The 24,367-nt window shown below is 72.1% G+C and carries 19 protein-coding genes; 12 read left to right on the top strand and 7 right to left on the bottom strand.

Annotated elements, in window-relative coordinates; all coding sequences use genetic code 11:
• Positions 1 to 86 precede the first annotated feature (86 nt).
• The 4 genes from IE172_RS04875 (at position 87) to IE172_RS04890 (ending at position 5,423) form a co-directional block, all read left to right on the top strand.
• Positions 87 to 665 carry a TerD family protein gene (locus tag IE172_RS04875; protein ID WP_190095791.1) on the top strand — a complete coding sequence of 193 codons (579 nt, stop codon included), beginning with the start codon at positions 87 to 89 and terminating at the stop codon, positions 663 to 665.
• Positions 666 to 745: 80 nt separating this feature from the next.
• Positions 746 to 2,746, top strand: a complete 2,001-nt coding sequence (locus IE172_RS04880; protein ID WP_190095792.1) for a TerD family protein — start codon at positions 746 to 748, stop codon at positions 2,744 to 2,746.
• Between the two features lie 286 nt (positions 2,747 to 3,032).
• The gene (locus IE172_RS04885) at positions 3,033 to 4,034 is read left to right on the top strand and encodes a TerC family protein (protein WP_190095793.1); all 1,002 of its coding nucleotides are present in this window, start codon (positions 3,033 to 3,035) and stop codon (positions 4,032 to 4,034) included.
• A 288-nt stretch (positions 4,035 to 4,322) separates the two neighbouring features.
• Complete coding sequence (locus tag IE172_RS04890) at positions 4,323 to 5,423, top strand: calcium:cation antiporter (RefSeq protein ID WP_190095794.1); 1,101 nt, start codon at positions 4,323 to 4,325, stop codon at positions 5,421 to 5,423.
• A 19-nt stretch (positions 5,424 to 5,442) separates the two neighbouring features.
• Here the strand turns inward: IE172_RS04890 and IE172_RS04895 are convergent, their stop codons facing one another.
• Positions 5,443 to 6,489: a S66 family peptidase gene (locus tag IE172_RS04895; RefSeq protein WP_190095795.1), complete on the bottom strand. Its 1,047-nt coding sequence runs from the start codon at positions 6,487 to 6,489 to the stop codon at positions 5,443 to 5,445.
• A gap of 102 nt (positions 6,490 to 6,591) precedes the next feature.
• Between IE172_RS04895 and aroQ the strand changes: the two genes are divergently transcribed.
• Positions 6,592 to 7,065, top strand: a complete 474-nt coding sequence (gene aroQ / locus IE172_RS04900) for a type II 3-dehydroquinate dehydratase (RefSeq protein ID WP_190095796.1) — start codon at positions 6,592 to 6,594, stop codon at positions 7,063 to 7,065.
• Positions 7,066 to 7,102: 37 nt separating this feature from the next.
• On the opposite strand, the gene IE172_RS04905 is transcribed toward aroQ, so the two are convergent.
• Both IE172_RS04905 and IE172_RS04910 read right to left on the bottom strand, forming a co-directional pair.
• A complete protein-coding gene (locus IE172_RS04905) occupies positions 7,103 to 7,759 on the bottom strand; it encodes an MBL fold metallo-hydrolase (protein WP_190095797.1) in 657 nt (218 codons plus the stop codon).
• A gap of 70 nt (positions 7,760 to 7,829) precedes the next feature.
• Positions 7,830 to 8,519 (bottom strand): maleylpyruvate isomerase family mycothiol-dependent enzyme, encoded by a 690-nt coding sequence (locus IE172_RS04910; RefSeq protein WP_190095798.1) that lies wholly within the window; start codon positions 8,517 to 8,519, stop codon positions 7,830 to 7,832.
• 222 nt (positions 8,520 to 8,741) lie between these two features.
• Here IE172_RS04910 and uvrA point away from each other — a divergent pair, with 222 nt between their 5' ends.
• Positions 8,742 to 11,756, top strand: coding sequence for an excinuclease ABC subunit UvrA (uvrA, locus tag IE172_RS04915; RefSeq protein WP_190095799.1), 3,015 nt, complete (start codon positions 8,742 to 8,744; stop codon positions 11,754 to 11,756).
• Between the two features lie 74 nt (positions 11,757 to 11,830).
• On the opposite strand, the gene IE172_RS04920 is transcribed toward uvrA, so the two are convergent.
• Positions 11,831 to 12,748 carry a carbohydrate kinase family protein gene (locus IE172_RS04920; RefSeq protein ID WP_190095800.1) on the bottom strand — a complete coding sequence of 306 codons (918 nt, stop codon included), beginning with the start codon at positions 12,746 to 12,748 and terminating at the stop codon, positions 11,831 to 11,833.
• Positions 12,745 to 13,788: a LacI family DNA-binding transcriptional regulator gene (locus IE172_RS04925; protein ID WP_190095801.1), complete on the bottom strand. Its 1,044-nt coding sequence runs from the start codon at positions 13,786 to 13,788 to the stop codon at positions 12,745 to 12,747. Before IE172_RS04925 ends, IE172_RS04920 begins: the two co-directional genes overlap by 4 nt.
• A 204-nt stretch (positions 13,789 to 13,992) precedes the next feature.
• Here IE172_RS04925 and IE172_RS04930 point away from each other — a divergent pair, with 204 nt between their 5' ends.
• On the top strand, positions 13,993 to 14,415 hold the full coding sequence (locus tag IE172_RS04930) for a Rieske (2Fe-2S) protein (protein WP_190095802.1): 423 nt from the start codon (positions 13,993 to 13,995) through the stop codon (positions 14,413 to 14,415).
• 6 nt (positions 14,416 to 14,421) lie between these two features.
• Here IE172_RS04930 and IE172_RS04935 read toward each other — a convergent pair whose 3' ends face one another.
• On the bottom strand, positions 14,422 to 15,369 hold the full coding sequence (locus tag IE172_RS04935) for a hypothetical protein (protein ID WP_190095803.1): 948 nt from the start codon (positions 15,367 to 15,369) through the stop codon (positions 14,422 to 14,424).
• 313 nt (positions 15,370 to 15,682) lie between these two features.
• Positions 15,683 to 15,850 (bottom strand): hypothetical protein, encoded by a 168-nt coding sequence (locus IE172_RS04940; RefSeq protein WP_190095804.1) that lies wholly within the window; start codon positions 15,848 to 15,850, stop codon positions 15,683 to 15,685.
• A 186-nt stretch (positions 15,851 to 16,036) separates the two neighbouring features.
• Between IE172_RS04940 and uvrC the strand changes: the two genes are divergently transcribed.
• The 5 genes from uvrC to IE172_RS04965 all read left to right on the top strand — a co-directional run bounded on the left by uvrC (position 16,037) and on the right by IE172_RS04965 (position 24,269).
• The gene (gene uvrC / locus IE172_RS04945; protein WP_190095805.1) at positions 16,037 to 18,124 is read left to right on the top strand and encodes an excinuclease ABC subunit UvrC; all 2,088 of its coding nucleotides are present in this window, start codon (positions 16,037 to 16,039) and stop codon (positions 18,122 to 18,124) included.
• Entirely contained in the window at positions 18,121 to 19,125 is a 1,005-nt protein-coding gene (rapZ, locus tag IE172_RS04950) for an RNase adapter RapZ (protein WP_190095806.1), read from the top strand. The genes uvrC and rapZ overlap by 4 nt, the downstream gene beginning before the upstream one ends.
• Positions 19,122 to 20,189: a gluconeogenesis factor YvcK family protein gene (locus IE172_RS04955; protein WP_190095807.1), complete on the top strand. Its 1,068-nt coding sequence runs from the start codon at positions 19,122 to 19,124 to the stop codon at positions 20,187 to 20,189. Before rapZ ends, IE172_RS04955 begins: the two co-directional genes overlap by 4 nt.
• Positions 20,180 to 21,169: a DNA-binding protein WhiA gene (whiA, locus tag IE172_RS04960; protein ID WP_190095808.1), complete on the top strand. Its 990-nt coding sequence runs from the start codon at positions 20,180 to 20,182 to the stop codon at positions 21,167 to 21,169. The genes IE172_RS04955 and whiA overlap by 10 nt, the downstream gene beginning before the upstream one ends.
• A 145-nt stretch (positions 21,170 to 21,314) precedes the next feature.
• Entirely contained in the window at positions 21,315 to 24,269 is a 2,955-nt protein-coding gene (locus IE172_RS04965) for a M14 family metallopeptidase (RefSeq protein ID WP_190095809.1), read from the top strand.
• Positions 24,270 to 24,367 lie beyond the last annotated feature (98 nt).

Below are 24,367 nucleotides of genomic sequence, written 5' to 3' on the forward strand. Positions count from 1 at the left end.
CTACGTCGCTGTCAGTGCCCCTGCGTAGGGTTCTGACAACCGCGGTACCGCGGCAACAGGGGACAGTCCGAGAGGGGAATCAGCGCGTGACCGTCAACATGACCAAGGGTCAGGCCATCAGTCTGCAGAAGAACGACGGAGGCAGCCTGACCGCGGTGCGCATGGGTCTCGGCTGGCAGGCGGCTCCCCGTCGCGGCCTGTTCGGCTCGCGCACCCGCGAGATCGACCTGGACGCCTCGGCCGTCCTGTTCGCCGACAAGCAGCCCGTCGACGTCGTCTTCTTCCGCCACCTGGTGAGCGACGACGGCTCCGTGCGCCACACCGGTGACAACCTCGTCGGCGGTGTCGGCCAGGGCGGCGACGACGAGGCCATCCTCGTCGACCTCTCGCGCGTCCCGGTCCACATCGACCAGATCGTCTTCACCGTGAACTCCTTCACCGGCCAGACGTTCCAGGAGGTGCAGAACGCGTTCTGCCGCCTCGTCGACGAGACCAACGGCCAGGAGCTCGCCCGGTACACGCTGGCCGGCGGCGGCGCCTACACCGCTCAGATCATGGCCAAGGTGCACCGCACCGGCACCGGCTGGACGATGACGGCGCTCGGCAACCCGGCCAACGGCCGCACCTTCCAGGACCTGATGCCGGCGATCCTGCCGGTCCTCTAGGCACCGGAGGCGCACCGGCCCCCGGCGGGGCCGGCGAGCGGCACCCGACCCATCACACGCGACGCAGGGGGACGAAGGCGATGACGGCCGAGCTGGTGCGGGGACAGAACCACCCGCTCTCCCAGTCCCGTCTGGAGATCCGGATCTCGGCCGGCACACCGGTCGTGGCCGCGGCCGCGCTCGGCGACGAGAGCGGCCGGATCCACGGGACCGAGTGGGTGGCCCACCCGGGCGCTCCCACCCAGCCCGGCCTGGAGGTGTCGCGCCAGGCGGCCGCCGACCACCGCCTCGCGGTGGACCTGGACGCCGTGACGGACGCGGTGCACCGCGTCAGCGTCCTGCTCGCGCTGCCCGCCGCGGAAGGCGGCCCGGGTCCCGCCCGGTTCGGCTCCGTGGCGGCCCCCTTCGTCGCCGTCACCGGCCTGGACGGCGAGGAGGTCGCCAGCTACACCATCACGGGTCTGGAGGCCGAGTCGGCCGTCGTCGCCCTGGAGCTGTACCGGCGCCAGGGCGCCTGGAAGGTCCGCGCCGTCGGCCAGGGCTACGCGGGCGGACTGGCCGAACTCCTCACCGACCAGTCCCTCCCCGAGGCCGTACAGCTCGCCGGGACCATCGGCGAGGCGGTCGCGCGGGGCCTCGCCCGCTCCGTTCAGGCGCCCCCGCCCCGCCCGTCCGACGGCGACCGCTCCCGCCAGCCGGCCGCGCCCGCGGTCGGTCCCGACCAGGGCGGCACCGCACCCCAGGGCACCCCCGACCCCGTACCGCCGTCCTACGGCGGACAGCCGTCCGGCGGGCCCGGCCAGGACGGACCGCAGCCGGCCTACGGCGCCGGTGCCGCGGACCCGTCCACCACCGGCGGCCCGATCGACTACAGCCACCCCCGCCGGCAGACCTCCGCCCCGCCACCGCCGCCGCCCGCCGCGCCGCAGCCCCGGCCCGGGCAGCCCGCCCAGCCCGTCGCGGGGGACGCGACCGGCTGGTCCATGGAAGAGCGGCTCTACAACCAGGTCTGGGGCATGTTCGAGGACCTGGCCCGCACCACCGCCGCCTACCGCAGCGCCGTCGACTTCGCCGAGTCCCGCATGGACAAGGAGCTGGAACAGGCCCTGTCCGACCCGCGCAGCCGCCTCGGCGGCCAGGGCGACGCCGCCCGCGAGGCCGCCCGGGCCCGGCACGCCGAGCTGGTCGGCCAGGCGCGGGAATCCCTCGACCGGGACCTCGCCCAGCTGGTCGCCGAGGCCGAGGTGGTCGAACCCGCCCTGCCCCCGGCGTTCGCCCGCTGGGACAACCCCGCCTGGCACGCCTACCGGGTGCCCATGGAGATACCCATGGCGCTCCGCCTGGGCGACCTCCGCCTCCCCGAGGCCGACCCGCTCCGCATCCCCATGCTGCTCCGGCTGCCGCTGGAGCGCGGGCTGTGGATCGACAGCGGCCGGGCCGACTCCCTCGACGGTTCCTTCACCGACTCCCACGACATGCGGCGCCTGGCCATGGAGACGGCCGTCGCGCACGCCGCCCGGCTGCTCGCGGTCTATCCGGCAGGCGAGTTCACGGTGCACGTCATCGACCCGGCCGGCTCCGGTGCGCAGGCGCTGGCGCCGCTGACAGGGACCGGTGTGCTGGCGGCCCCGCCCGCCCAGGGCGCCGCGGGCGTGGGGGACGTGCTGGGACGGCTCACCCAGCGGGTCGACCTGGTGCAGATGGCGCTGCGCGGGGGCGCCCCGGACGCGCTGCCGCCCGGCTTCGACACCTCCCAGCAACTGCTCGTCGTCAACGACTTCCCGCACGGCTTCGACGACCGGGCCGTGAACCAGCTGCGCTATCTCGCCGACGAGGGCCCGTCCGTGGGCGTCCACCTGATGATGGTCGCGGACCGTGAGGAGTCCTCCGCCTACGGGCCGCTGCTCGACCCGCTGTGGCGCTCGCTGCTGCGCCTGACCGCCGTGCCCGACGACCACCTCGCCGATCCGTGGGTCGGGCACGCCTGGACGTACGAGCCGCCGGTGGTGCCGCCGGGCAGCCAGGTGCTCCATCAGGTGCTCACCCAGGTCGCGGCCGCCCGCCGCGCGTGGCGGCGGTGACCCGCACGCTGCCATCACCAAGATCATGCAAAGGCGCCTGAGCAGCGCCTTTGTAAGTTTCTTTACTTCTCCCTTTACCAACCCTTGGTGATTGGGTACTGTTGACCGCACGGAGGGGAGTACTCCCTGTCTGTGCGGCGACCCCGTCAATACGGATCAGGCCAGATCCCGGGGCGTCGGCCCGAAGGACCGTCCGGACGCTTTCACAGCGCCCGGCGGCCGGGTGGAAGAGACCTCCGGCAGCGACGACGCTGACATTGCCTGTGACGTATCTGCCGGAGGCGCAGTGGAAGTTTCCATGACCCTGTGGGTCTTGACCATCGTGGGCCTGTGCGCCCTCATCGCCGTCGACTTCTTCATCGGCCGCAAACCGCACGACGTATCCATCAAGGAAGCCGGGATCTGGACCATCGTCTGGATCGTGCTGGCCGCCCTCTTCGGCGTCGGCCTGCTGATCTGGGGCGGAGCCCAGGCGGGCGGCGAGTTCTTCGCCGGCTACATCACCGAGAAATCGCTGAGCGTCGACAACCTCTTCGTCTTCGTCCTGATCATGGCGAAGTTCGCGGTGCCGTCGCAGTACCAGCAACGGGTTCTCCTGGTGGGTGTCCTCATCGCCCTGGTGCTGCGCGCGATCTTCATCGCCGCCGGCGCCGCGATCCTCGCCAGCTTCTCGTGGGTGTTCTACCTCTTCGGCGCCTTCCTCATCTGGACCGCCTGGAAGCTCATCCAGGAAGCGCGGGCCGACGAGGACGAGGAGGAGTTCGAGGAGAACAAGCTGCTCAAGGCCGCCGAGCGCCGCTTCGGTGTGGCCGACCGCTACCACGGCACCAAGCTGTGGATCGAGCAGAACGGCAAGCGGGTCATGACCCCGATGCTCGTCGTCATGCTCGCCATCGGCACCACGGACATCCTGTTCGCGCTCGACTCGATCCCCGCGATCTTCGGCCTCACCCAGGACCCGTACATCGTGTTCACGGCGAACGCGTTCGCGCTGATGGGCCTCAGGCAGCTGTACTTCCTCATCGGCGGACTGCTGCGGAAGCTGGTCCACCTCTCCTACGGCCTGTCGATCATCCTCGGCTTCATCGGTGTGAAGCTGGTGTTGCACGCGCTGCACGAGTCCGGGGTCCACGTCCCCGAGATCAGCATCCCCGTGTCGCTGGGCGTCATCTGCGGCGTCCTGATCGTCACCACGATCACCAGCCTGCGGGCCTCCCGCAAGATGGCGGAGGCCGCGTCGGCCGAGGACCAGGACGACAGCCCCGCGAAGAACAACATCGACGTCTGACCCCGTCGGACGTCCACGGAGACACCGGCACCGGGAGCGAAGGCCGCACATCGCCGGCCACCGCTCCCGGTGCCCCTCTGTCTCCACCCGCGCCGCTCGCCGGCGCCGACCCCATACGACTCGCACCAGGAGGCCATGCGTGATCATGATGACCCCGAGACGATCAGGAGGGCGCGCCGGAGGGACACGCCGAGCGGCGGTGACACCCCCCATCGCCTCCACGGTCCACCGCCGGGCGGACGCCTCCCGCGAGGTGCGGCCCGCCATCACGTCTGCGACGATCGCCCCGTGATCGCTTCGCTCAGGGCAGTCGCGACCCGGTGGACGACCATCGTGCCCGTAGTCGCCGTGCTGCTGCTGGTGCTGACCTGGGGACGCGATCTGCCCGGCGGACTCGTCGCGCTGGTGACCCTGGTCCTCGCGGCGTCCGTGCTGGCCGCCGTGCACCACGCCGAGGTGGTCGCGCACCGGGTGGGCGAGCCCTTCGGCTCCCTGGTCCTCGCGGTCGCCGTCACCGTGATCGAGGTGGCGCTGATCGTCACCCTGATGATCGACGGAGGCGACCAGAGCGCCACCCTCGCCAGGGACACCGTGTTCGCGGCCGTGATGATCACCGTCAACGGCATCCTCGGCATCAGCCTGCTGGTGGGCTCACTGCGCCACGGCACGGCGGTCTTCAACTCCGAAGGCACCGGAGCGGCCCTCGCCACCGTGGCCACACTGGCGACCCTCAGCCTCGTCCTGCCGACGTTCACCACCAGCAAACCCGGCCCCGAGTTCTCCACCGTTCAGCTCACCTTCGCCGCGGTCTCCTCGCTGGTCCTCTACGGCCTGTTCGTCGCCACCCAGACCATCAGACATCGCGACTACTTCCTGCCGATAGTCAAACCCGGCAAGGCGGCCGCACCGGAGGAGCACGCCCCGGCGCCCTCCACCCGCACCGCCCTGATCAGCCTCGGCCTGCTGGGCCTGGCCCTGATCGGTGTGGTCGGTCTGGCCAAAGGGGTATCGCCCACCATCGAGTCGGGAGTGGAGGCCGCGGGGCTGGGCCACTCCGTCGTCGGTGTGATCATCGCCCTCCTGGTTCTCCTCCCCGAGACCATCGCGGCGGTCCGCGCCGCGCGCCGCAACCAGGTGCAGACCAGCATGAACCTCGCGCTCGGTTCGGCCATGGCCAGTATCGGTCTGACCATCCCCGCCGTCGCGCTGGCCTCCCTCTGGCTCACCGGCCCCCTCGTCCTCGGACTCGGCAACACGCACATGGTGCTGCTCGCCCTCACCATGGTGGTGGGCGCGCTGACCGTGGTCCCGGGACGGGCCACCCCCCTCCAGGGAGGGGTGCACCTGGTGCTGCTGGCCGCCTACCTCGAACTGGCGATCAACCCGTAGGGCCACGGCCCGCCCGGCGTCAGTACGTGACGGTGACGCGCCGGGCGGGCCCGTCGACGCGCACGACACCCCCGTAGGGGATCACCAGCTGCGGATCGGTGTGCCCGAGGTCCACGTCGAAGACGACGACGGCGTCGGGTGCGTAGACCCGCATCGCCCGCAGCACGGCCGCACGCTGGTCGGCGGCGTAGGCGGCGGCCTCCCCGGGCTGGTGGGGCCGCTCGAAGGACCAGCTCTTCGGACGGCCCATCAGGAGCGCGGCGAAACGTCCGAGCAGCCCTCGCTCACCCATGTTCCGCAGGGTGCGGAAGACCTCCTCCCCGCTGGGCAGTTCCTCCGAGGTCTCCAGGAACAGCACGCCACCGTCGTACTCGGACAGGTCCGGTGCCACCCCGCGGCCGGCCATCAGCATCCAGCCGACGATCTCCAGGCAGCCGCCCCAGGTGCGGCCCTCGACGACCCGGCCGGCGTTCACCCAGGTCCAGCCCGTCCCCGGCCGGGTCTCCGGCTCCGCGTCGAACGTGGCGGGATCTGCCCAGTCACGGTCCTGGTCGCGCCACCGCCCGGCCGGACGCAGCTCGTACGCGCCCGGGGTGAACAGGGCCGCCCGCAGGGACGCCGCGGTCTGCGGATGCATCGCCCCGGGGCGGCCGAGCTCCACCATCACACTCGCACCGTGGAACCCGACGATCCCGGTCTCACGGAGGAAGGCGAGCAGATGGGTGTTGTCGCTCGTCCCGAAGAACGGCTTCGGGTGGGCGCGGATCAGCTCCCGGTCCAGCAGCGGCACCACGGTGATCTGGTCGTCACCGCCGATCGACGCGAAGACCGCCTTGATCTCCGGGTCGGCGAAGGCGGCATGGATGTCGTCGGCTCGCTCCTGCGGCGTCGAGCCCATCCGGCGCGTCGCCGGATACTCCACCGGCTCCAGCCCGTACTCCTCACGCAACCGCTCCAGCCCCAGCTCGAACGGGAGCGGGAAGAGCCCCGCAAGACCGGAGGAGGGAGAGATCACGGCGACGCGGTCGCCGGGCGCGGGCTTGGGAGGGTAGGAAAGGGTCGTCATGCCGGGAGGCTAGGGCCCCGCGGGCCCCAGCCGCACCGTGATAAACCGGGGGCGAGCAGCGGTCCCGCCGGGAACCGCCCACCCCGACGGACCGGAGGAACCGTGCCCCGCAATCTGGCCAACGCCCCGATCATGATCCTCAACGGCCCGAACCTGAACCTCCTCGGGCAGCGCCAGCCGGAGATCTACGGTTCCGACACGCTCGCGGACGTGGAGAGGATGTGCGCCGAGGCGGCCGCCGCGCACCACGGCACGGTGGACCCGCGCCAGTCCAACCACGAGGGGCGACTGGTGGACTGGATCCACGAGGCCCGGCTGAACCACTGCGGCATCGTCATCAACCCCGGCGCCTACTCGCACACCTCCGTGGCGATCCTGGACGCCCTCAACGCCTGCGACGGGCTGCCCGTGATCGAGGTCCACGTCTCCAACATCCACCGGCGCGAGTCGTTCCGGCACCACTCCTACGTCTCGCTCCGCGCGGACGGGGTCATCGCCGGCTGCGGCGTGCAGGGGTACGTCTTCGCGGTGGACCGGATCGCGGCGCTGGCGGGCCCGGGGGCGGCCCGGGCGTAGGCCCGGTCCGCCGGGGTGAGTGCCCTCGGGGGCCGGCTCACCAGCCCCGCGCGTGCCACTCCGGCAGGTGCGGGCGTTCCGCGCCCAGGGTGGTGTCGTCGCCGTGGCCGGGGTACACCCAGGTCTCGTCCGGGAGGACGTCGAAGATCCTGGTCTCCACGTCGTGGATCAGACGGGCGAAGGCCTCCGGATCCCTGTGGGTGTTGCCCACACCGCCCGGGAACAGGCAGTCCCCGGTGAACACGTGGGGGTGTCCATGGGGGTCGTCGTAGACCAGGGCGATGGATCCGGGGGTGTGGCCGACCAGGTGGCGGGCGGTGAGCTCGACCTGCCCCACGCGGACGGTGTCGCCGTCGTCGAGCAGCACGTCGGTGTGCACCGGGATGCCCTCGGCGTCGTCCCGGCCGGCGTGGGTGCGGGCGCCGGTGGCGGCCACGACCTCGGCGAGCGCCTGCCAGTGGTCGCCGTGCCGGTGGGTGGTGACGACGGACGTGATGCCGTCGTCACCGATCGTCCCCAGCAGCGTCCGGGCGTCGTCGGCCGCGTCGATCAGCAGCTGCTCGTCGGTGGCCCGGCAACGCAGCAGGTAGGCGTTGTTGTCCATGGGGCCGACCGCGACCTTGGTGATCATCAGGTCCTTGAGTTCGTGCACGTCGGCTGGGCCGCCGACCGTCACCCGACCGCTGTACGTCATGGCCGCCAGCCTATCCCCGGAAGCGGCGCGGGACAGTCCGACGAGGGAAGGAGGGAGGGACGGGACAGTCCTACAGGGGAGGGAGGGACGGGAGGGCGCCGCCCTTCACCGCCAGTCCGGAACCGTCCCGGCGGCCGGCGAGCCAGCCGAGCAGGTCGGCCGCCGTCCCCTCCACGGTCACCGGGTCGCCGGCCGCCCCGCCGCCGGTCGTCCAGGTGCGGCCGTCCACGGTGGCCAGGGCGGTCGACGGCACGTCGGGGTGACCGGCGAAGCGCGCGGCGAGGAAGCCGATCTCCCGCTCCGTGAACTCCTCGGACAGGTCCTCCAGTTCGTAGCCGATCCCGAGGTCCACGTGGTGCAGCTCCACCTCGATCCACCGCCGGAACGGCACCCGCTCGGCGCGGTCGGTGACCCCGTTGCGCAGTTCCACCGTGCGCGACCAGTCCGCCGGGACGGCGCCCGCCGCGCGCAGGCGCTCCGCGCTCTCCCGCACGTCCGCGAGCTGGACGTCGAGGGGGCGTGGGGCGTCCCGCTCGATGTCGGCGTCCCTGGCCTCGCCGGAGAGGTACATGGGGCGGCCCTCCAGGACGTTCACGAGGGCGTCCGCGTTGCGTGCGAGGTGGGCCAGCACATGGCCCCGGGTCCAGCCGGGCAGGCGTGACGACTGGGTCACAGCCGCGTTGTCCAGTGCGCCGACCGCGGCGAGCAGCCGCTCGGTAGCGGCTTGTACAGACGCCAGGTCATCAGCGTGATCAATCATGGTGCCGACCCTAGTCCGGCCACTCCTTCGAGTGAAGGCGCCGAAGCTCGACCCATAATCGAATGCACGTGCTATAAGCTCGGGGGTGGCGTCGGGCATTCTGGAGAGCCGGGGTTTGTTGACAACCGTGAATCCGACCGGCGTTGTCAGTGGCTCGCCCTAGTCTGGAAAAAGACGGGGGCCTCGCCCCTGTCACTTCTCTCAAGAAAGGTGCGGACCGGCGTGGCCGACCGTCTCATCGTCCGTGGAGCGCGCGAGCACAACCTCAAGAACGTCTCGCTCGACCTCCCGCGCGACTCGCTCATCGTCTTCACGGGCCTGTCGGGGTCGGGCAAGTCCTCGCTGGCCTTCGACACGATCTTCGCCGAGGGGCAGCGGCGCTACGTGGAGTCGCTCTCCTCGTACGCCCGGCAGTTCCTCGGCCAGATGGACAAGCCGGACGTCGACTTCATCGAGGGCCTCTCCCCGGCGGTCTCCATCGACCAGAAGTCGACCTCCCGCAACCCGCGCTCCACGGTCGGCACCATCACCGAGGTCTACGACTACCTGCGCCTGCTCTTCGCGCGCATCGGCAAGCCGCACTGCCCCGAGTGCTCCCGGCCGATCTCCCGCCAGTCGCCCCAGGCCATCGTCGACCGGGTCCTGCAGCTGCCGGAGGGCAGCCGCTTCCAGGTGCTCTCCCCGCTGGTGCGCGAGCGCAAGGGCGAGTTCGTCGACCTCTTCTCCGACCTCCAGACCAAGGGTTACTCCCGCGCCCGCGTGGACGGCGAGACCGTCCAGCTCTCCAGCCCGCCCACGCTGAAGAAGCAGGAGAAGCACACCATCGAGGTGGTCGTCGACCGCCTCACCGTGAAGGACGGCGCCAAGCGCCGCCTCACCGACTCCGTGGAGACCGCCCTCGGTCTGTCCGGCGGCATGGTCGTGCTCGACTTCGTCGACCTCCCCGAGGACGACCCCGAGCGCGAGCGGATGTTCTCCGAGCATTTGTACTGCCCGTACGACGACCTGTCCTTCGAGGAGCTCGAGCCCCGCTCCTTCTCCTTCAACTCGCCCTTCGGCGCCTGCCCCGAGTGCACCGGCATCGGCACGCGCATGGAGGTCGACCCCGAGCTGATCGTCCCCGACCCGGACAAGAGCCTCGACGAGGGCGCCATCCACCCGTGGTCGCACGGCCACACCAAGGACTACTTCGACCGTCTGATCGGCGCCCTCGCCGACGCCCTGGGCTTCCGCACCGACATCCCCTTCGCGGGCCTGCCGCTGCGCGCCAGGAAGGCCCTGCTGGGCGGCCACAAGACCCAGGTCGAGGTCCGCTACCGCAACCGCTACGGGCGCGAGCGCAGGTACACCACGGCCTTCGAGGGCGCCGTCCCCTTCGTCAAGCGCCGGCACAGCGAGGCCGAGAGCGACTCCAGCCGCGAGCGGTTCGAGGGCTACATGCGCGAGGTGCCCTGCCCCACCTGCGAGGGCACCCGCCTCAAGCCGGTCGTCCTCGCCGTCACCGTCATGGGCAAGTCCATCGCCGAGGTCTCCTCGATGTCCATCAGCGACTGCGCGGACTTCCTCGGCGAGCTGAAGCTCACCGCACGCGACAAGAAGATCGCCGAGCGCGTGCTCAAGGAGGTCAACGAGCGGCTGCGGTTCCTGGTCGACGTCGGCCTGGACTACCTGTCGCTGAACCGCGCCGCGGGCACCCTCTCCGGCGGTGAGGCCCAGCGCATCCGCCTGGCCACCCAGATCGGCTCCGGACTCGTCGGCGTGCTCTACGTCCTCGACGAGCCGTCCATCGGCCTGCACCAGCGCGACAACCACCGGCTGATCGAGACCCTCGTCCGGCTGCGCGACATGGGCAACACGCTCATCGTCGTCGAGCACGACGAGGACACCATCAAGATCGCCGACTGGATCGTCGACATCGGCCCCGGCGCCGGTGAGCACGGCGGCAAGGTCGTCCACAGCGGCTCGCTCAAGGAGCTGCTGGCCAACGCCGAGTCGCAGACCGGCCAGTACCTCTCCGGCAAGAAGTCCATCCCGCTGCCCGAGATCCGCCGCCCGCACGACCCGTCGCGCCGGCTCACGGTGCACGGCGCCCGCGAGAACAACCTCCAGGACATCGACGTGTCCTTCCCGCTGGGCGTGTTCACCGCGGTCACCGGTGTGTCCGGCTCCGGGAAGTCCACGCTGGTCAACGACATCCTGTACACGCACCTGGCCCGCGAGCTGAACGGCGCCCGCAGCGTGCCCGGCCGGCACACCCGGGTCGACGGCGACGACCTCGTCGACAAGGTGGTGCACGTCGACCAGTCGCCCATCGGCCGTACCCCGCGTTCCAACCCGGCGACGTACACCGGCGTCTTCGACCACGTCCGCAAGCTGTTCGCCGAGACGACGGAGGCCAAGGTCCGCGGGTACATGCCGGGCCGCTTCTCCTTCAACGTCAAGGGCGGCCGCTGCGAGAACTGCGCGGGCGACGGCACCATCAAGATCGAGATGAACTTCCTCCCGGACGTGTACGTCCCGTGCGAGGTCTGCCACGGCGCCCGCTACAACCGGGAGACCCTGGAGGTCCACTACAAGGGCAAGTCCATCGCCGACGTCCTGAACATGCCGATCGAAGAGGCCATGCACTTCTTCGAGGCCGTCCCGGCGATCTCCCGCCACATGAGGACGCTCAACGACGTCGGTCTCGGCTACGTCCGGCTCGGCCAGGCCGCGACCACCTTGTCCGGTGGTGAGGCACAGCGGGTGAAGCTCGCCAGCGAGCTGCAGAAGCGCTCCACCGGACGCACGGTCTACGTCCTGGACGAGCCGACCACCGGTCTGCACTTCGAGGACATCAGCAAGCTGCTGACGGTCCTGTCCGGCCTGGTCGACAAGGGCAACACGGTCATCGTCATCGAGCACAACCTCGACGTGATCAAGACCGCCGACTGGGTCGTCGACATGGGTCCCGAGGGCGGTTCCGGCGGCGGTCTGGTCGTCGCGGAGGGCACGCCCGAGCAGGTCGCCGGCGTTCCGGCCAGCCACACGGGCAAGTTCCTGCGGGACGTCCTCGGGGCGGAGCGCATCAGTGACGCCGCCCAGGTGCGCGCCCCGCGCGGGACGGCGGCGAAGAAGACGGCCGCCGCCAGGGCGGGCGCCCGGAAGACCGCCACCGAGGCCGTCGACAGCAAGCCGGCCAGGAAGACGGCCACCAAGGCCGCCGCGAAGAAGACGACACGGGCCGCCAAGGCCTGACCTGCACCGCCCGCACGGACACGCGCCGTGTCGCGCAGGGGCTCACGCCCCCCGCGGCACGGCGCGTGTCCGCGTCAGGCCCCCCTCGCCTCCAGTTCGTGCGCGTACGGCGGTTCCGCGCCCGCGCGGGAGCAGGTGACCGCCGCCGCGCGCGCCGCGAGGCCGAGCAGGTCCCGCCAGCCCTCCGCGCCCAGCGCGGCGACCCCCTCCGCACTGAGCGCGTCGCGGGCCGCCAGACCGTGCAGCAGCGCCGCGTTCACCGTGTCACCGGCACCGATCGTGTCGACCACCTCGACCCGCTCCCCGGGCACCGAGTACACGCGGCCGTCACGGGTGTACGCGGTCAGCCCGTCACCGCCCCGGGTGACCACGACCGCCGCCGGACCGGCCGCCGCCCAGGCCTGCGGGGACCCGCCGAGCCAGTCGGCGTCCTCCTCGGACAGCTTCAGCAGCGTCACCGACGGCAGCCAGCCGTGGAACCGGTCCCGGTAGGCGTCGGCGTCCGGTATCAGGCCCGCCCGGATGTTCGGGTCCAGCGCCGTGAACACACCCCGCGCGGACGCGGCGCGCATCAGCTCCTCGTAGGCGCTCGCACCGGGCTCCAGCACCAGGGAGCAGGTGCCGAAGGAGACCGCGCGGGTGCCGGCCGGCAGGGCTCCCGGCGCCGTGAACAGCCGGTCGGCGGTCCCCTCCACGTAGAAGGAGTACGCCGCCGAGCCGCCCGCGCCGACCGTGGCCACGGCCAGCGTCGTCGGCTCGTCGCCGCGCTGCACCGACGACACGTCCACGCCGGTCTCCCGCAGCCGCTCCAGCAGCGCCTCGCCGAAGGCGTCACGGGACACCCGGGAGCAGAAGGCGGTGGGGGAGCCCAGGCGGCCCAGGGCCACCGCCGTGTTGAACGGCCCGCCGCCGAGCGCCGGCGTCAGCGCCGCGAGCGCGCCGGGGCCGCGCGGTACCAGGTCGATCAGTGCCTCACCGGCTACGACGATCACGAGGGGTTCCCTTCTCCGGGGCGGTCGGGGCAGCCGCAGGACGTGCGGTGCACGAAGGCGCAGGGGAGCTGTTCGGTCCGGGCGGGCAGGCCCGGTTCGGCGAGGCGCTCCAGGAGCATCCCCACGGCCCGGGCGCCGATCTCCCTGCTGGGCTGGGCGACAGCCGTGAGCCGGGGGGAGAACAGGTCCGCCCAGGGGAAGTCGTCGAAGCAGCACAGGGCGATGTCCCCGGGCACGGACAGGCCGTGGTCCCGCAGCGCGTGCAGCGCGCCGATCGTCATGGCGTTGTTGGCCGTGATCAGCGCGGTGGGGCGGGCGCCGAGAGCCAGCAGGCCGGCGGTGGCCCGCCGCGCCCCCGGCGTCCGGGAGTCGCCGTGCACCAGGATCCGCTCGTCGTAGGGCAGACCGGCCGCCGCCAGCCCGCGGCGGTAGCCGGTGATCCGCTCGTCGGTGGTGCTGAGTCCCGGCAGGCCGGCGACCAGGGCGATGCGCCGGTGGCCGAGTCCGGCGAGGTGGGTCACCAGGCGGGCCGTCGGTTCCGCGGACTCGGCGCCGACCTGGTCGAAGCGGGGGCCGTCGCCGGTCCCGGGTGCCTCGACCAGCCGGTCCAGGAACACGGTGGGCACGCGGTGGCGCGCGAGGTGGGCGAGCAGCTCACGGGGGCGGGGGGACGGGGCGACGATCATGCCGTCCACGCGGCGTTCGTGGAGGAGCCGGACGACCTCGACCTCGTGGAGCGGGTCGTCGTGGGGGTCGGCGACGAGGAGGCTGTAGCCGTGGTCCAGGGCCGCCGCCTCGACGCCCTGGAGGATCTCCGTGAAGTAGGGGTTGCCGATGGCGGAGACGGCCAGGCCGATCGACCGGGTGCGGGCGGTGACCAGGGAGCGGGCGAGGGTGTTGGGGGTGTAGCCGAGTTCCTCGACGGCGTCGAGGACGGCCCGGCGGGTGTGGGGGCGCACCGGGCGGGTGTCGTTGAGGACGTGGGAGACGGTGGCGACCGAGACACCCGCGCGGCGGGCGACGTCCGTCATGGTTGCCATCGGGTCCCCCCGTTTCCGTCGCCGTTACCCGTTCCGGTGCCGTTCCGCGTGCTCGGTGGGGGGACGGTATCCCATGCGCCGGCGACGCGTAAACGCTTGCGCAAGCGTTTACGTCGGTGCGGCGAGGGGCGGGGTGAGGGGGTGGGAGCGGGGTCGGTATCGTCGTGGCGAGTGCTGTTGGTCTTGTATGAGCAGGGGAGATCCATGTCCGGCCGGCCCGTCGCGAGTCGTCGTACCGTTCTGCGGGGAGCGGCGCTCGCTCCCGTCGCCGGGCTGGGGCTCACCGCGTGCGGGGGCGGGGGTGACGACAGGGCCGCTCCGCTGAGCGGGCCCGTCGAGCTCGGTCCGGAGAGCGAGGTCGCCGCGGGCGACGCGAAGCTGTACCGGGATCAGCGCGTGGTGGTCAGCCGCGGCGAGGACGGCACCCTCACGGCGTACGACACGCTCTGCACGCACGCGGGCTGCCCCATCAACAAGCTGGACGGGACGAGGCTGATCTGCCCCTGCCACGGCAGCGAGTTCGACGTCACCACCGGCAAGGTGCTGCGCGAGCCGGCCGTGGCGCCCCTGAAGCGGCTGACCGTCGAGGTGAAGAACGGCACCATGGTCGCCGCCCCGCAGGTCTGACCGGAGTCACTCCCAGTCCCAGGCGATGCCCAGGTAACCCGACCGGACGCGCGGTTCCACCAGGTGCACCGAGTGGTGCCGCCCCCGGATCGGCAGCTCCTGGCGCCCTCCGCGCGGTGCCGCCGCCGAATGCTGGGCGAACCGGTGGCAGCGCACCGGGACCGCCCCGGAGTCGAAGCACACCTGGAGTGCGTACTGGCCGCCGGGGGAGCCCGCCCCGCGCACGTACTCGCGCGAGACCCCGGCCGTGCCGTCCTCGACCGCGTAGCGGAAGAGGAACGTGTCGCCGGCCCGCAGCCGGGTGTCGAAGAGCAGCTCGGCGGCGAGCACACCGGTGTCGTGATGCCGGCGGACGCGCCCGGTGCGGCAGTTCTCCAGGGCGTGCACGGTCATCCGCTCCGGCGCGGAGCCGGGGTCCCCGCGGTGCACGGCCACATAGCGGTCGACGCCGTCGCGGTGCGCGCGCACGATGTGGTGCGACTCGCACTCCGCCAGCTCACGGCGCGCTCCGATCCGGACCCGCTCGTGGTGCCCGAGGGTGTGCAGCCCGCCGTCGCGCGGGGCGCCGAAGTCCGCCAGCAGGCGTTCCAGGGCCCCCGACGCCGCCACCAGGGAGCGGTAGGACCGGCCGGGGGAGCGGCGGTCCGCCGCGCGCTCGTCCGACTCGGCGAGCAGCCGGATCAGCGACTCCTCCGGAAGCTGCAGGATCTCCTCCAGCGCCCGTACCGCGCGCAGGGACTCCGGACGCTGCGGACGCCGGGCGCCCTGCTGCCAGTAACTCAGGCTGGTGACGCCCACCTTCACGCCGCGGCGCGACAGATGGTGCTGCACCCGTTGCAGCGGCAGCCCCCGCGCGGCTATCGCGGCGCGCAGGGCGACGTGGAACGGGCCGACCCGCAGGGCCGAGTCCAGTTCCGCCGTGGCGACGTCCACGTGCTGTGTGGCGTGCGGCATGCAGGGGCCTTTCTGTGTATGTCCACAACGGCTGGTCAGACCGTTCGCGCGGGGCACCCCGGAGCCCGCCCCCGTCGGCGCGGCCGATCCTTCACATCCGTACGCCGCCGTTCAGGCCCCGAGTTCCCCCGCATTGAAGCGTGTTGACCAAGCCCCGACAACACCTGGCGCCCAACAGCCGCGCACACGCGCCGGGGGCCGTACCGGCCCGGAGGCCGGTACGGCCCCCGGGGCACGTACCGTGATGCGCTGTTCGTCCGTTCCCGGAGCGGCCGCGGCCGCCGGGGCGGCAGGAGCCGCTACCGGGGTCCGGTCACGACCCGCCGGACCCGTCCTGGTCCCGCAGGGCCGACCGAAGGCGCTTGGCGCGCACGATGTCCGGATCGCGCGGGTCGAGGGAGTCGGGCAGCGCGGACCTCTCGTCCGCGTACCGGCGGGACCGGGCCGGCCGTCGTGGTTTCTCGATCCGCGTCTGTCGCATCCGACCAGCCCTCCGACTCGTGACCACGCGCGTGGCCGCCCTCCGCGACCGGCTGCCGATCTCCCGGGGCACGGACCCCCCACCTTCCCGCTTCCCACCCGCCGTAACCCCTTCGCGGCGCACCGGACGCCGCGTGGCGTCCACAGCCCCGCCGCGGTGTCGGTCCCCGCCAGTAGGGTGTGAGACATGGCCGACCCCTCCAGCTACCGCCCCAAACCGGGTGAGATCCCCGACTCACCGGGGGTCTACCGGTTCCGCGACGAGCACCGCCGGGTGATCTACGTCGGAAAGGCGAAGAGCCTGCGCCAGCGCCTGGCGAACTACTTCCAGGACCTGGCCGGGCTGCACCCCCGCACGCGCTCCATGGTGACCACGGCCGCGTCCGTGGAGTGGACGGTGGTGTCCACGGAGGTCGAGGCGCTCCAGCTGGAGTACTCCTGGATCAAGGAGTACGACCCCCGGTTCAACGTCAAGTACCGCGACGACAAGAGCTACCCGTACCTCGCGGTGACGATGAACGAGGAGTTCCCGCGCGTGCAGGTGATGCGCGGTCACAAGAAGAAGGGCGTCCGCTACTTCGGCCCCTACGCGCACGCCTGGGCGATCCGCGACACCGTGGACCTGATGCTGCGCGTCTTCCCGGTGCGCACCTGCTCGGCGGGGGTGTTCAAGAACGCCGCCCGCACCGGCCGGCCCTGTCTGCTCGGTTACATCGACAAGTGCTCGGCGCCCTGCGTCGACCGGATCTCCGCCGAGGACCACCGTGAACTGGCCGAGGAGTTCTGCGACTTCATGGCCGGCCGCACGGGCACCTACCTGCGCCGCCTGGAGCGGCGGATGGCGGACGCGGCCGAGGAGATGGAGTACGAGCGGGCCGCGCGCCTGCGCGACGACATCGGCGCCCTGAAGAAGGCCATGGAGAAGAACGCGGTCGTGCTCGCCGACGCGACCGACGCCGACCTGATCGCGGTCGCCGAGGACGAGCTGGAGGCGGCCGTCCAGATCTTCCACGTGCGCGGCGGACGCGTGCGCGGTCAGCGCGGCTGGGTCACCGACAAGGTCGAGGAGATCACCACCGGCGCCCTGGTCGAGCACGCCCTGCAGCAGCTCTACGGCGAGGAGACCGGCGACGCGGTGCCCCGGGAGGTCCTGGTCCCCGCCCTGCCGGACCCGGTGGAACCGGTCCAGCAGTGGCTGACCGAGCGGCGCGGCTCGGGCGTGTCCCTGCGTATCCCGCAGCGCGGCGACAAGAAGGCGCTGATGGAGACCGTCGAGCGCAACGCCCAGCAGGCGCTCGTGCTGCACAAGACCAAGCGCGCCTCCGACCTCACCACGCGCTCGCGCGCGCTGGAGGAGATCACCGACGCGCTGGAACTGGACAGCGCCCCGCTGCGGATCGAGTGCTACGACATCTCCCACCTCCAGGGCGACGACGTGGTGGCCTCCATGGTCGTCTTCGAGGACGGACTGGCCCGCAAGAGCGAGTACCGCCGGTTCCAGATCAAGGGCTTCGCCGGGCAGGACGACGTCCGCTCGATGCACGAGGTGATCACCCGCCGCTTCCGGCGCTACCTCGCGGAGAAGGAGCGGACGGGGGAGTGGACCGACGGTGAGGACCCGGGGGCCGGGACGCCGGCCGGAGGGCTCGCCGAGCCGCCGGGGAACACGCTCACCGAGGACGACGGCCGCCCCCGGCGGTTCGCCTACCCGCCGCAGCTCGTGGTGGTCGACGGCGGTGCCCCCCAGGTCGCGGCGGCCCGGCGGGCGCTGGACGAACTGGGGATCGACGACATCGCCGTGTGCGGTCTCGCCAAGCGCCTCGAGGAGGTCTGGGTCCCGGGCGACGACGACCCGGTGGTGCTGCCCCGCAGCAGCGAGGGCCTCTACCTGCTCCAGCGGGTCCGTGACGAGGCGCACCGCTTCGCGATCACCTACCAGCGCGCCAAGCGCGCCAGGCGTTTCCGCGCCAGCCCCCTGGACGACGTGCCCGGCCTCGGTGAGACCCGCAAACAGGCGCTGATCAAGCACTTCGGCTCGTTGAAGAAGCTGCGATCGGCGACAATCGACCAGATCTGCGAGGTTCCGGGCATAGGCCGCAAGACGGCCGAGACGATCGCCGGGGCCCTCGCGCGGGCGGCGCCCGCCGCCCCCGCCGTGAACACGGCCACGGGCGAGATCATGGATGACACGGAAGAACCCGGGCAGGCGACGGGTTCTCCCGGGGAGCCCGTGTCCACGGGCGCCCCGGACGAACGACGGGGGCAGGAACGATGACCGAGCACGAGACGGGACCCGCGGCGGAGCAGGACGGGGCCCGGCAGCACACGGGCGGGACCGAGACCCGCGGGAGCACCCGCCGGACCAACGGAGCACAGGTGGAAACGGGCAAGGACAAGGCCGGGGTGCCCGAGGCGGGCATCCCCGAGCTGGTGATCATCTCCGGCATGTCCGGGGCCGGCCGCTCGACGGCCGCGAAGTGTCTGGAGGACCTGGGCTGGTTCGTCGTGGACAACCTGCCCCCCGCGCTGATCACCACCATGGTGGAGCTCGGCGCGCGCTCCCAGGGCAACGTGGCGCGGATCGCGGTCGTCGTCGACGTCCGCGGCCGGCGCTTCTTCGACAACCTGCGCGAGTCCCTCGCCGACCTCGACGGGCGGGGCGTGACCCGGCGGACGGTCTTCCTGGAGTCCTCCGACGAGGCCCTGGTGCGCCGCTTCGAGTCCGTGCGCCGTCCGCACCCCCTCCAGGGCGACGGCAGGATCGTCGACGGCATCGCCGCCGAGCGGGAGCTGCTGCGCGAGCTGCGCGGCGACGCCGACCTGGTGATCGACACCTCCAGCCTCAACGTGCACGAACTGCGCGCCAAGATGGACGCCCAGTTCGCCGGCGAGGAGGAGCCCGAGCTGCGGGCCACCGTCATGTCCTTCGGCTTCAAGTACGGCCTCCCCGTCGACGCCGACCTGGTCGTGGACATGCGGTTCCTGCCCAACCCGCACTGGGTCCCCGAGCTGCGCCCGTACACCGGCCTCAACGAGGAGGTGGCGTCGTACGTCTTCAACCAGCCCGGCGCCAAGGAGTTCCTCGACCGGTACGCCGAGATGCTGCGGCTGATCGCCGCGGGCTACCGCCGGGAGGGCAAGCGCTACGTGACCATCGCGGTCGGCTGCACGGGCGGCAAGCACCGCTCGGTCGCCATGTCGGAGAAGCTCGCCGCCCGGCTCGCCGCCGAGGGTGTGGAGACGGTGGTCGTCCACCGGGACATGGGACGGGAATGACACGACGTACTCCGCGGCTGAGCCGGTTGCGCAGAGCGGTCCCGGAGGGCCGCGCCGGCCGCCCGGCCGAGACCCGTGGCGCGAGACCGCGCCGCAGGGGCACCCAGCCCAAGGTCGTCGCCCTCGGGGGCGGCATGGGCCTGTCCGCCTCCCTCGCCGCCCTGCGCCGGATCACCGGTGACCTCACCGCCGTCGTCACCGTGGCCGACGACGGCGGCTCCAGCGGACGCCTGCGCGACGAACTGGGCGTGCTGCCCCCCGGTGACCTGCGCAAAGCGCTGGCCGCGCTGTGCGGGGACGACGACTGGGGGCAGACCTGGGCACGCGTCATCCAGCACCGCTTCCAGTCCCAGGGCGACCTGCACGAGCACGCGGTCGGCAATCTGCTGATCGTCGCCCTCTGGGAGCAGCTCGGCGACCACGTCCAGGCCCTGGACCTGGTCGGCCTGCTGCTGGGCGCGCACGGGCGGGTGCTGCCCATGTCCGCCGTGCCGCTGGAGCTCCAGGCCCTCGTCAAGGGTCATGACCCGGAGCGGCCGGAGGAGATCGACACGGTCCGCGGGCAGGCCACCGTCGCCCTCACCCCCGGCGAGGTGCAGTCCGTGCACCTCGTGCCGAACGACCCGCCGGCCGTACCCGAGGCGGTGGAGGCGGTCCTCGACGCGGACTGGGTGGTGCTCGGTCCCGGCTCCTGGTTCTCCTCGGTCATCCCGCACCTGCTCGTGCCGGAACTGCTGGACGCCCTCGTGGAGACGAAGGCGCGCCGGGTACTCTCGCTGAACCTCGCGCCGCAGCCGGGAGAAACCGAGGGCTTCTCCCCGCAGCGTCATTTGGAGGTTTTGGGACGACACGCCCCTAAACTCGCCCTGGACGTGGTGCTGGCCGACGAGGCCGCCGTGCCCGACCGCGACTTGCTCACCGATGCCGCCAAGCGGTTCGGCGCCGCGGTCGAGCTGGCCCCCGTGGCCCGGCCCGACGGAAGCCCCCGGCACGACCCGGAGCTGTTGGCCGCCGCGTACGACCGTATTTTTCGGATGCATGGAAGGATCGGCCCATGGCGATGACGGCAGCGGTGAAGGACGAGATCAGCCGGCTCCCCGTCACCCGTACGTGCTGCAGAAAGGCGGAGGTCTCCGCCATCCTGCGGTTCGCCGGCGGCCTCCACCTGGTGAGCGGGCGCATCGTGATCGAGGCGGAGCTGGACACCGCGATGGCGGCGCGCCGGCTCAAGCGGGACATCCTGGAGATCTTCGGCCACAGCTCCGAGCTCATCGTGATGGCACCGGGCGGTCTGCGCCGCGGCTCGCGCTACGTCGTCCGGGTGGTCGCGGGCGGGGACCAGCTGGCCCGCCAGACCGGTCTGGTGGACGGCCGGGGACGCCCGATCCGCGGTCTGCCCCCGCAGGTGGTCTCGGGGGCCACCTGCGACGCGGAGGCGGCCTGGCGCGGCGCCTTCCTGGCCCACGGCTCCCTCACCGAGCCCGGGCGCTCCTCCTCCCTGGAGGTGACCTGCCCCGGTCCCGAGGCGGCGCTCGCCCTGGTCGGCGCCGCCCGCCGGCTGCACATCGCCGCCAAGGCGCGCGAGGTGCGCGGCGTGGACCGGGTCGTGGTCCGGGACGGCGACGCGATCGGCGCGCTGCTCACCCGGCTCGGCGCGCACGAGTCGGTGCTGGCCTGGGAGGAGCGCCGGATGCGCCGCGAGGTGCGCGCCACGGCCAACCGGCTGGCCAACTTCGACGACGCCAACCTGCGCCGCTCCGCCCGTGCCGCCGTCGCCGCCGGCGCCCGGGTCCAGCGGGCCCTGGAGATCCTCGCCGACGACGTGCCCGAGCACCTCGCCGCGGCCGGCCGGCTGCGCATGGAGCACAAGCAGGCCTCCCTGGAGGAGCTGGGCGCGCTCGCCGACCCGCCGCTCACCAAGGACGCCGTGGCCGGCCGGATCCGCCGGCTGCTGGCCATGGCCGACAAGCGCGCCTCCGACCTCGGCATCCCGGGCACGGAGGCCAACATCGGCGAGGAGCTGGAAGACAAGCTCGTCGTCTGACCATCACTCAGGACGCCGGCGCCCTCACCCACTTGGGTGGAGGGCGCCGGTTCCGTGTGTCGTGATGGCGCCCTTGACTCGATCATGTTGTGTCATGAGCCTGGCATCTGTTCGCCGCTGTGGCGGACCACTCCCTGGGGGGCTCATGAGACACAGAGCGAGATCGATCCTCGCTGTCGGCACGCTCCTGATCGGCGGAGCGGGCTTCGCACCCACCGCACAGGCACAGCCCGGTGACCCCGCGGCCTCCGGCCCCGAGGAGGTCAAGGTCTTCCGCGCCGAGGTCCGCAAGGAGCAGGTGTCCCTGCTGCTCGCGGCCGGGCAGGACGGCCACGAACTCGGCGAGCGGGTGCCCGACGAGGGCACCGCCACCGTCGAGGTCTACCTCACCGACGGACAGGCCCAGAAGCTCGAGAAACGGGGCGTCGACCTCACCGAGCACACCCTCTCCGCCCGCGCGGAGGACCGGGTCGAGGACGCCGCCGAGGGCGTGTTCCGCCCGTACAGCGGGAAGGGCGGCCTCAAGGAGGAGATCCTGCGCACCGCGCGGGAGCACCCCGACCTCACCAAGGTCGTCTCCATCGGGAAGACGGTGCGGGGCAAGGACATCCTCGCCCTGAAGCTCACCAGGAAGGCCAAGAAGACCAAGGACGGCTCGCGGCCCGCCGTCCTCTACATGTCCAACCAGCACGCGCGCGAGTGGATCACCCCGGAGATGACCCGGCGGCTGATGCACCACTACCTGGACTCCTACCGGTCGGACAAGCGGATCAAGAAGCTGGTCGACACCACCGAGCTGTGGTTCGTCCTCTCCGCCAACCCCGACGGCTACGACCACACCTTCGCCGACGACGCCAACCGCCTGTGGCGCAAGAACCTGCGGGACGTCAACGGCGACGGCGTCATCAGCACCGGCGACGGTGTCGACCTCAACCGCAACTTCCCCTACAAGTGGGGCTACGACGACGAGGGCTCGTCACCCAACCCCACCAGCCAGACCTACCGCGGCGCGTCCCCCGGCTCCGAACCCGAGACCAAGGCCGTCGACGCCTTCCAGAAGCGCATCGGCTTCACCTACGGCATCAACTACCACTCCGCCGCCGAACTCCTCCTCTACGGGGTCGGCTGGCAGGTGGCCACGCCCACCCCCGACGACGTCCTCTACGAGGCCCTCGCCGGCACCCCGGACAACTCCGCGATCCCCGGCTACCACCCGCAGCTCTCCTCCGAGCTGTACACCACCAACGGTGAGGCCGACGGCCACGCGGCCAACGTCAACGGCATGGCGATGTTCACCCCCGAGATGTCGACCTGCCAGACCGTGTCGGACGCCGACCCCGACGACGAGTGGAACGCGCGCGACTGCCGCTCGGGCTTCAACTTCCCCGACGACGAGAGGCTGATCCAGCAGGAGTTCGTCAAGAACATCCCGTTCGCGCTCTCCGTCGCCGAGTCCGCCGCCCACCCCGACCGGCCGTCCTCCGCGGTCGGCCTGGAGGCCGCGGACTTCACCCCCGCCGCCTTCACGACGTCCTTCGCGCGGGGCGCCGACCAGGAGGTGTCCGTCGTCGCCCGCAAGTCCCTGCGGGACAAGGAGCTCAAGTACCGCGTCAACGGCGGCCGTACGCACGACGCCGATCTGAGGCGCTGGAAGGGCGGCGAACGGTACGGCGGTGAGGACAACCTCTACTTCGACGAGTACCGGGCGAAGGTGGAGAACGCCCGGCCCGGCGACACGGTCGAGGTGTGGTTCACCGGCGAGGCCCAGCGCGGCAGGAAGGTGTCCAGCGAGCGCTTCACCTACACCGTGGCCGAACGCCCCCGCGCGGACGTCCTGGTCGTCTCCGAGGAGGGAGCCAAGGCCGCACGGACGCAGCAGTACGTCGACGCGCTCCGGGCCAACGGTCACCGCGCCGCCGTCTGGGACGTCGCGGAGCGGGGCGCCCCGGACGCGCTCGGTGTGCTCAGCCACTTCCGCACGGTCGTCCACCACACCGGTGCGGCCACCCCCGGCATCGCCACCCAGCTCCAGCTGCGGGCGCACCTCAACGAGGGCGGCCGGCTCATCGAGGCGGGCGAGCAGGCCGGCGGCAGCGTCGACCTCGGCGGAGGAACCCTCTCCAACGACTTCAGCCAGTACTACCTGGGCGCCTACAACCGCACCTCCACCCCGGGCGTCACCGGATTCACCGGGGCCGGCGCGCTGGACGGCGTCACCGGGCCGCTCGGCGACGCGCCCGGCAATCCGCTGGACCGGGCCGGTACCTACGCCGTCACCTCCGACGAACTGCCCGCCGACCGGTACCCCCTCTTCGCGAGCGCCGGAGCCGGACAGTACCCCGGCACGGTCAGCCCGTACGGGCCCTACGCCGGCTCGTACATGGCCGCCGCCGTGCACACCGACGACGGCTACAAGCGGCTCACCCGCACGGTGGACCTGACGGACGTCACGGCGGCCGAGCGGCCCGCCCTGCGCACCCGGCTGCTGTGGGACACCGAGCCCGGATACGACCACGTCCTCGTCGAGGCCCACACGGCCGGCGCCGACGACTGGACGACCCTGCCCGAGGCCGGCGGCGCCACCCGCGCCACCGTGCCCGCCGAGTGCGCGGCCGGGTTCTTCATGACCGGGCACCCCTGGCTGGCGCACTACCTGACGCTGTCCGACGAGGGCTGCGCCGCGACCGGCACCACCGGTTCCTGGAACAGCCTCACCGGGTCCTCCGGCGGCTGGCAGCAGGTGGAGTTCGACCTGAGCGCCTACGCCGGCACGACGGTCGAGGTGTCCCTCGCCTACGTCACCGACCCGGGCAGCGGCGGCCGCGGCGTCCTCGCCGACGAGGCCTCCCTGGTCGTCGGCGGCACGGCCGTCCGGACGGAGGGTTTCGAGACATCCCTCGGCGTGTGGAAGGCGTCAGGACCGCCCGCCGGCAGCCCGGCCGTACTGAAGGACTGGACCCGGACCGGAGCGCTGTTCCGGACCCACGCGGCGGTCACCACCGACGACACGGTGCTGCTGGGCTTCGGCCTGGAGCACCTCACCTCGGCGGCCGACCGGGCGGCGCTGCTCGGCAGGGCGCTGGACGCCCTGGACGGGTGACACCACCGGCCGGCACGGTCGTCGGCCGGTAGCGGAACGGGGTGGGAAACGGCCACCGGTAAGTGCGGTACCTGCCCTACTGGCGGGTAGGTACCGCA

It is taken from the genome of Streptomyces griseoflavus, assembly GCF_014649995.1.
Lineage (GTDB): Bacteria > Actinomycetota > Actinomycetes > Streptomycetales > Streptomycetaceae > Streptomyces > Streptomyces griseoflavus.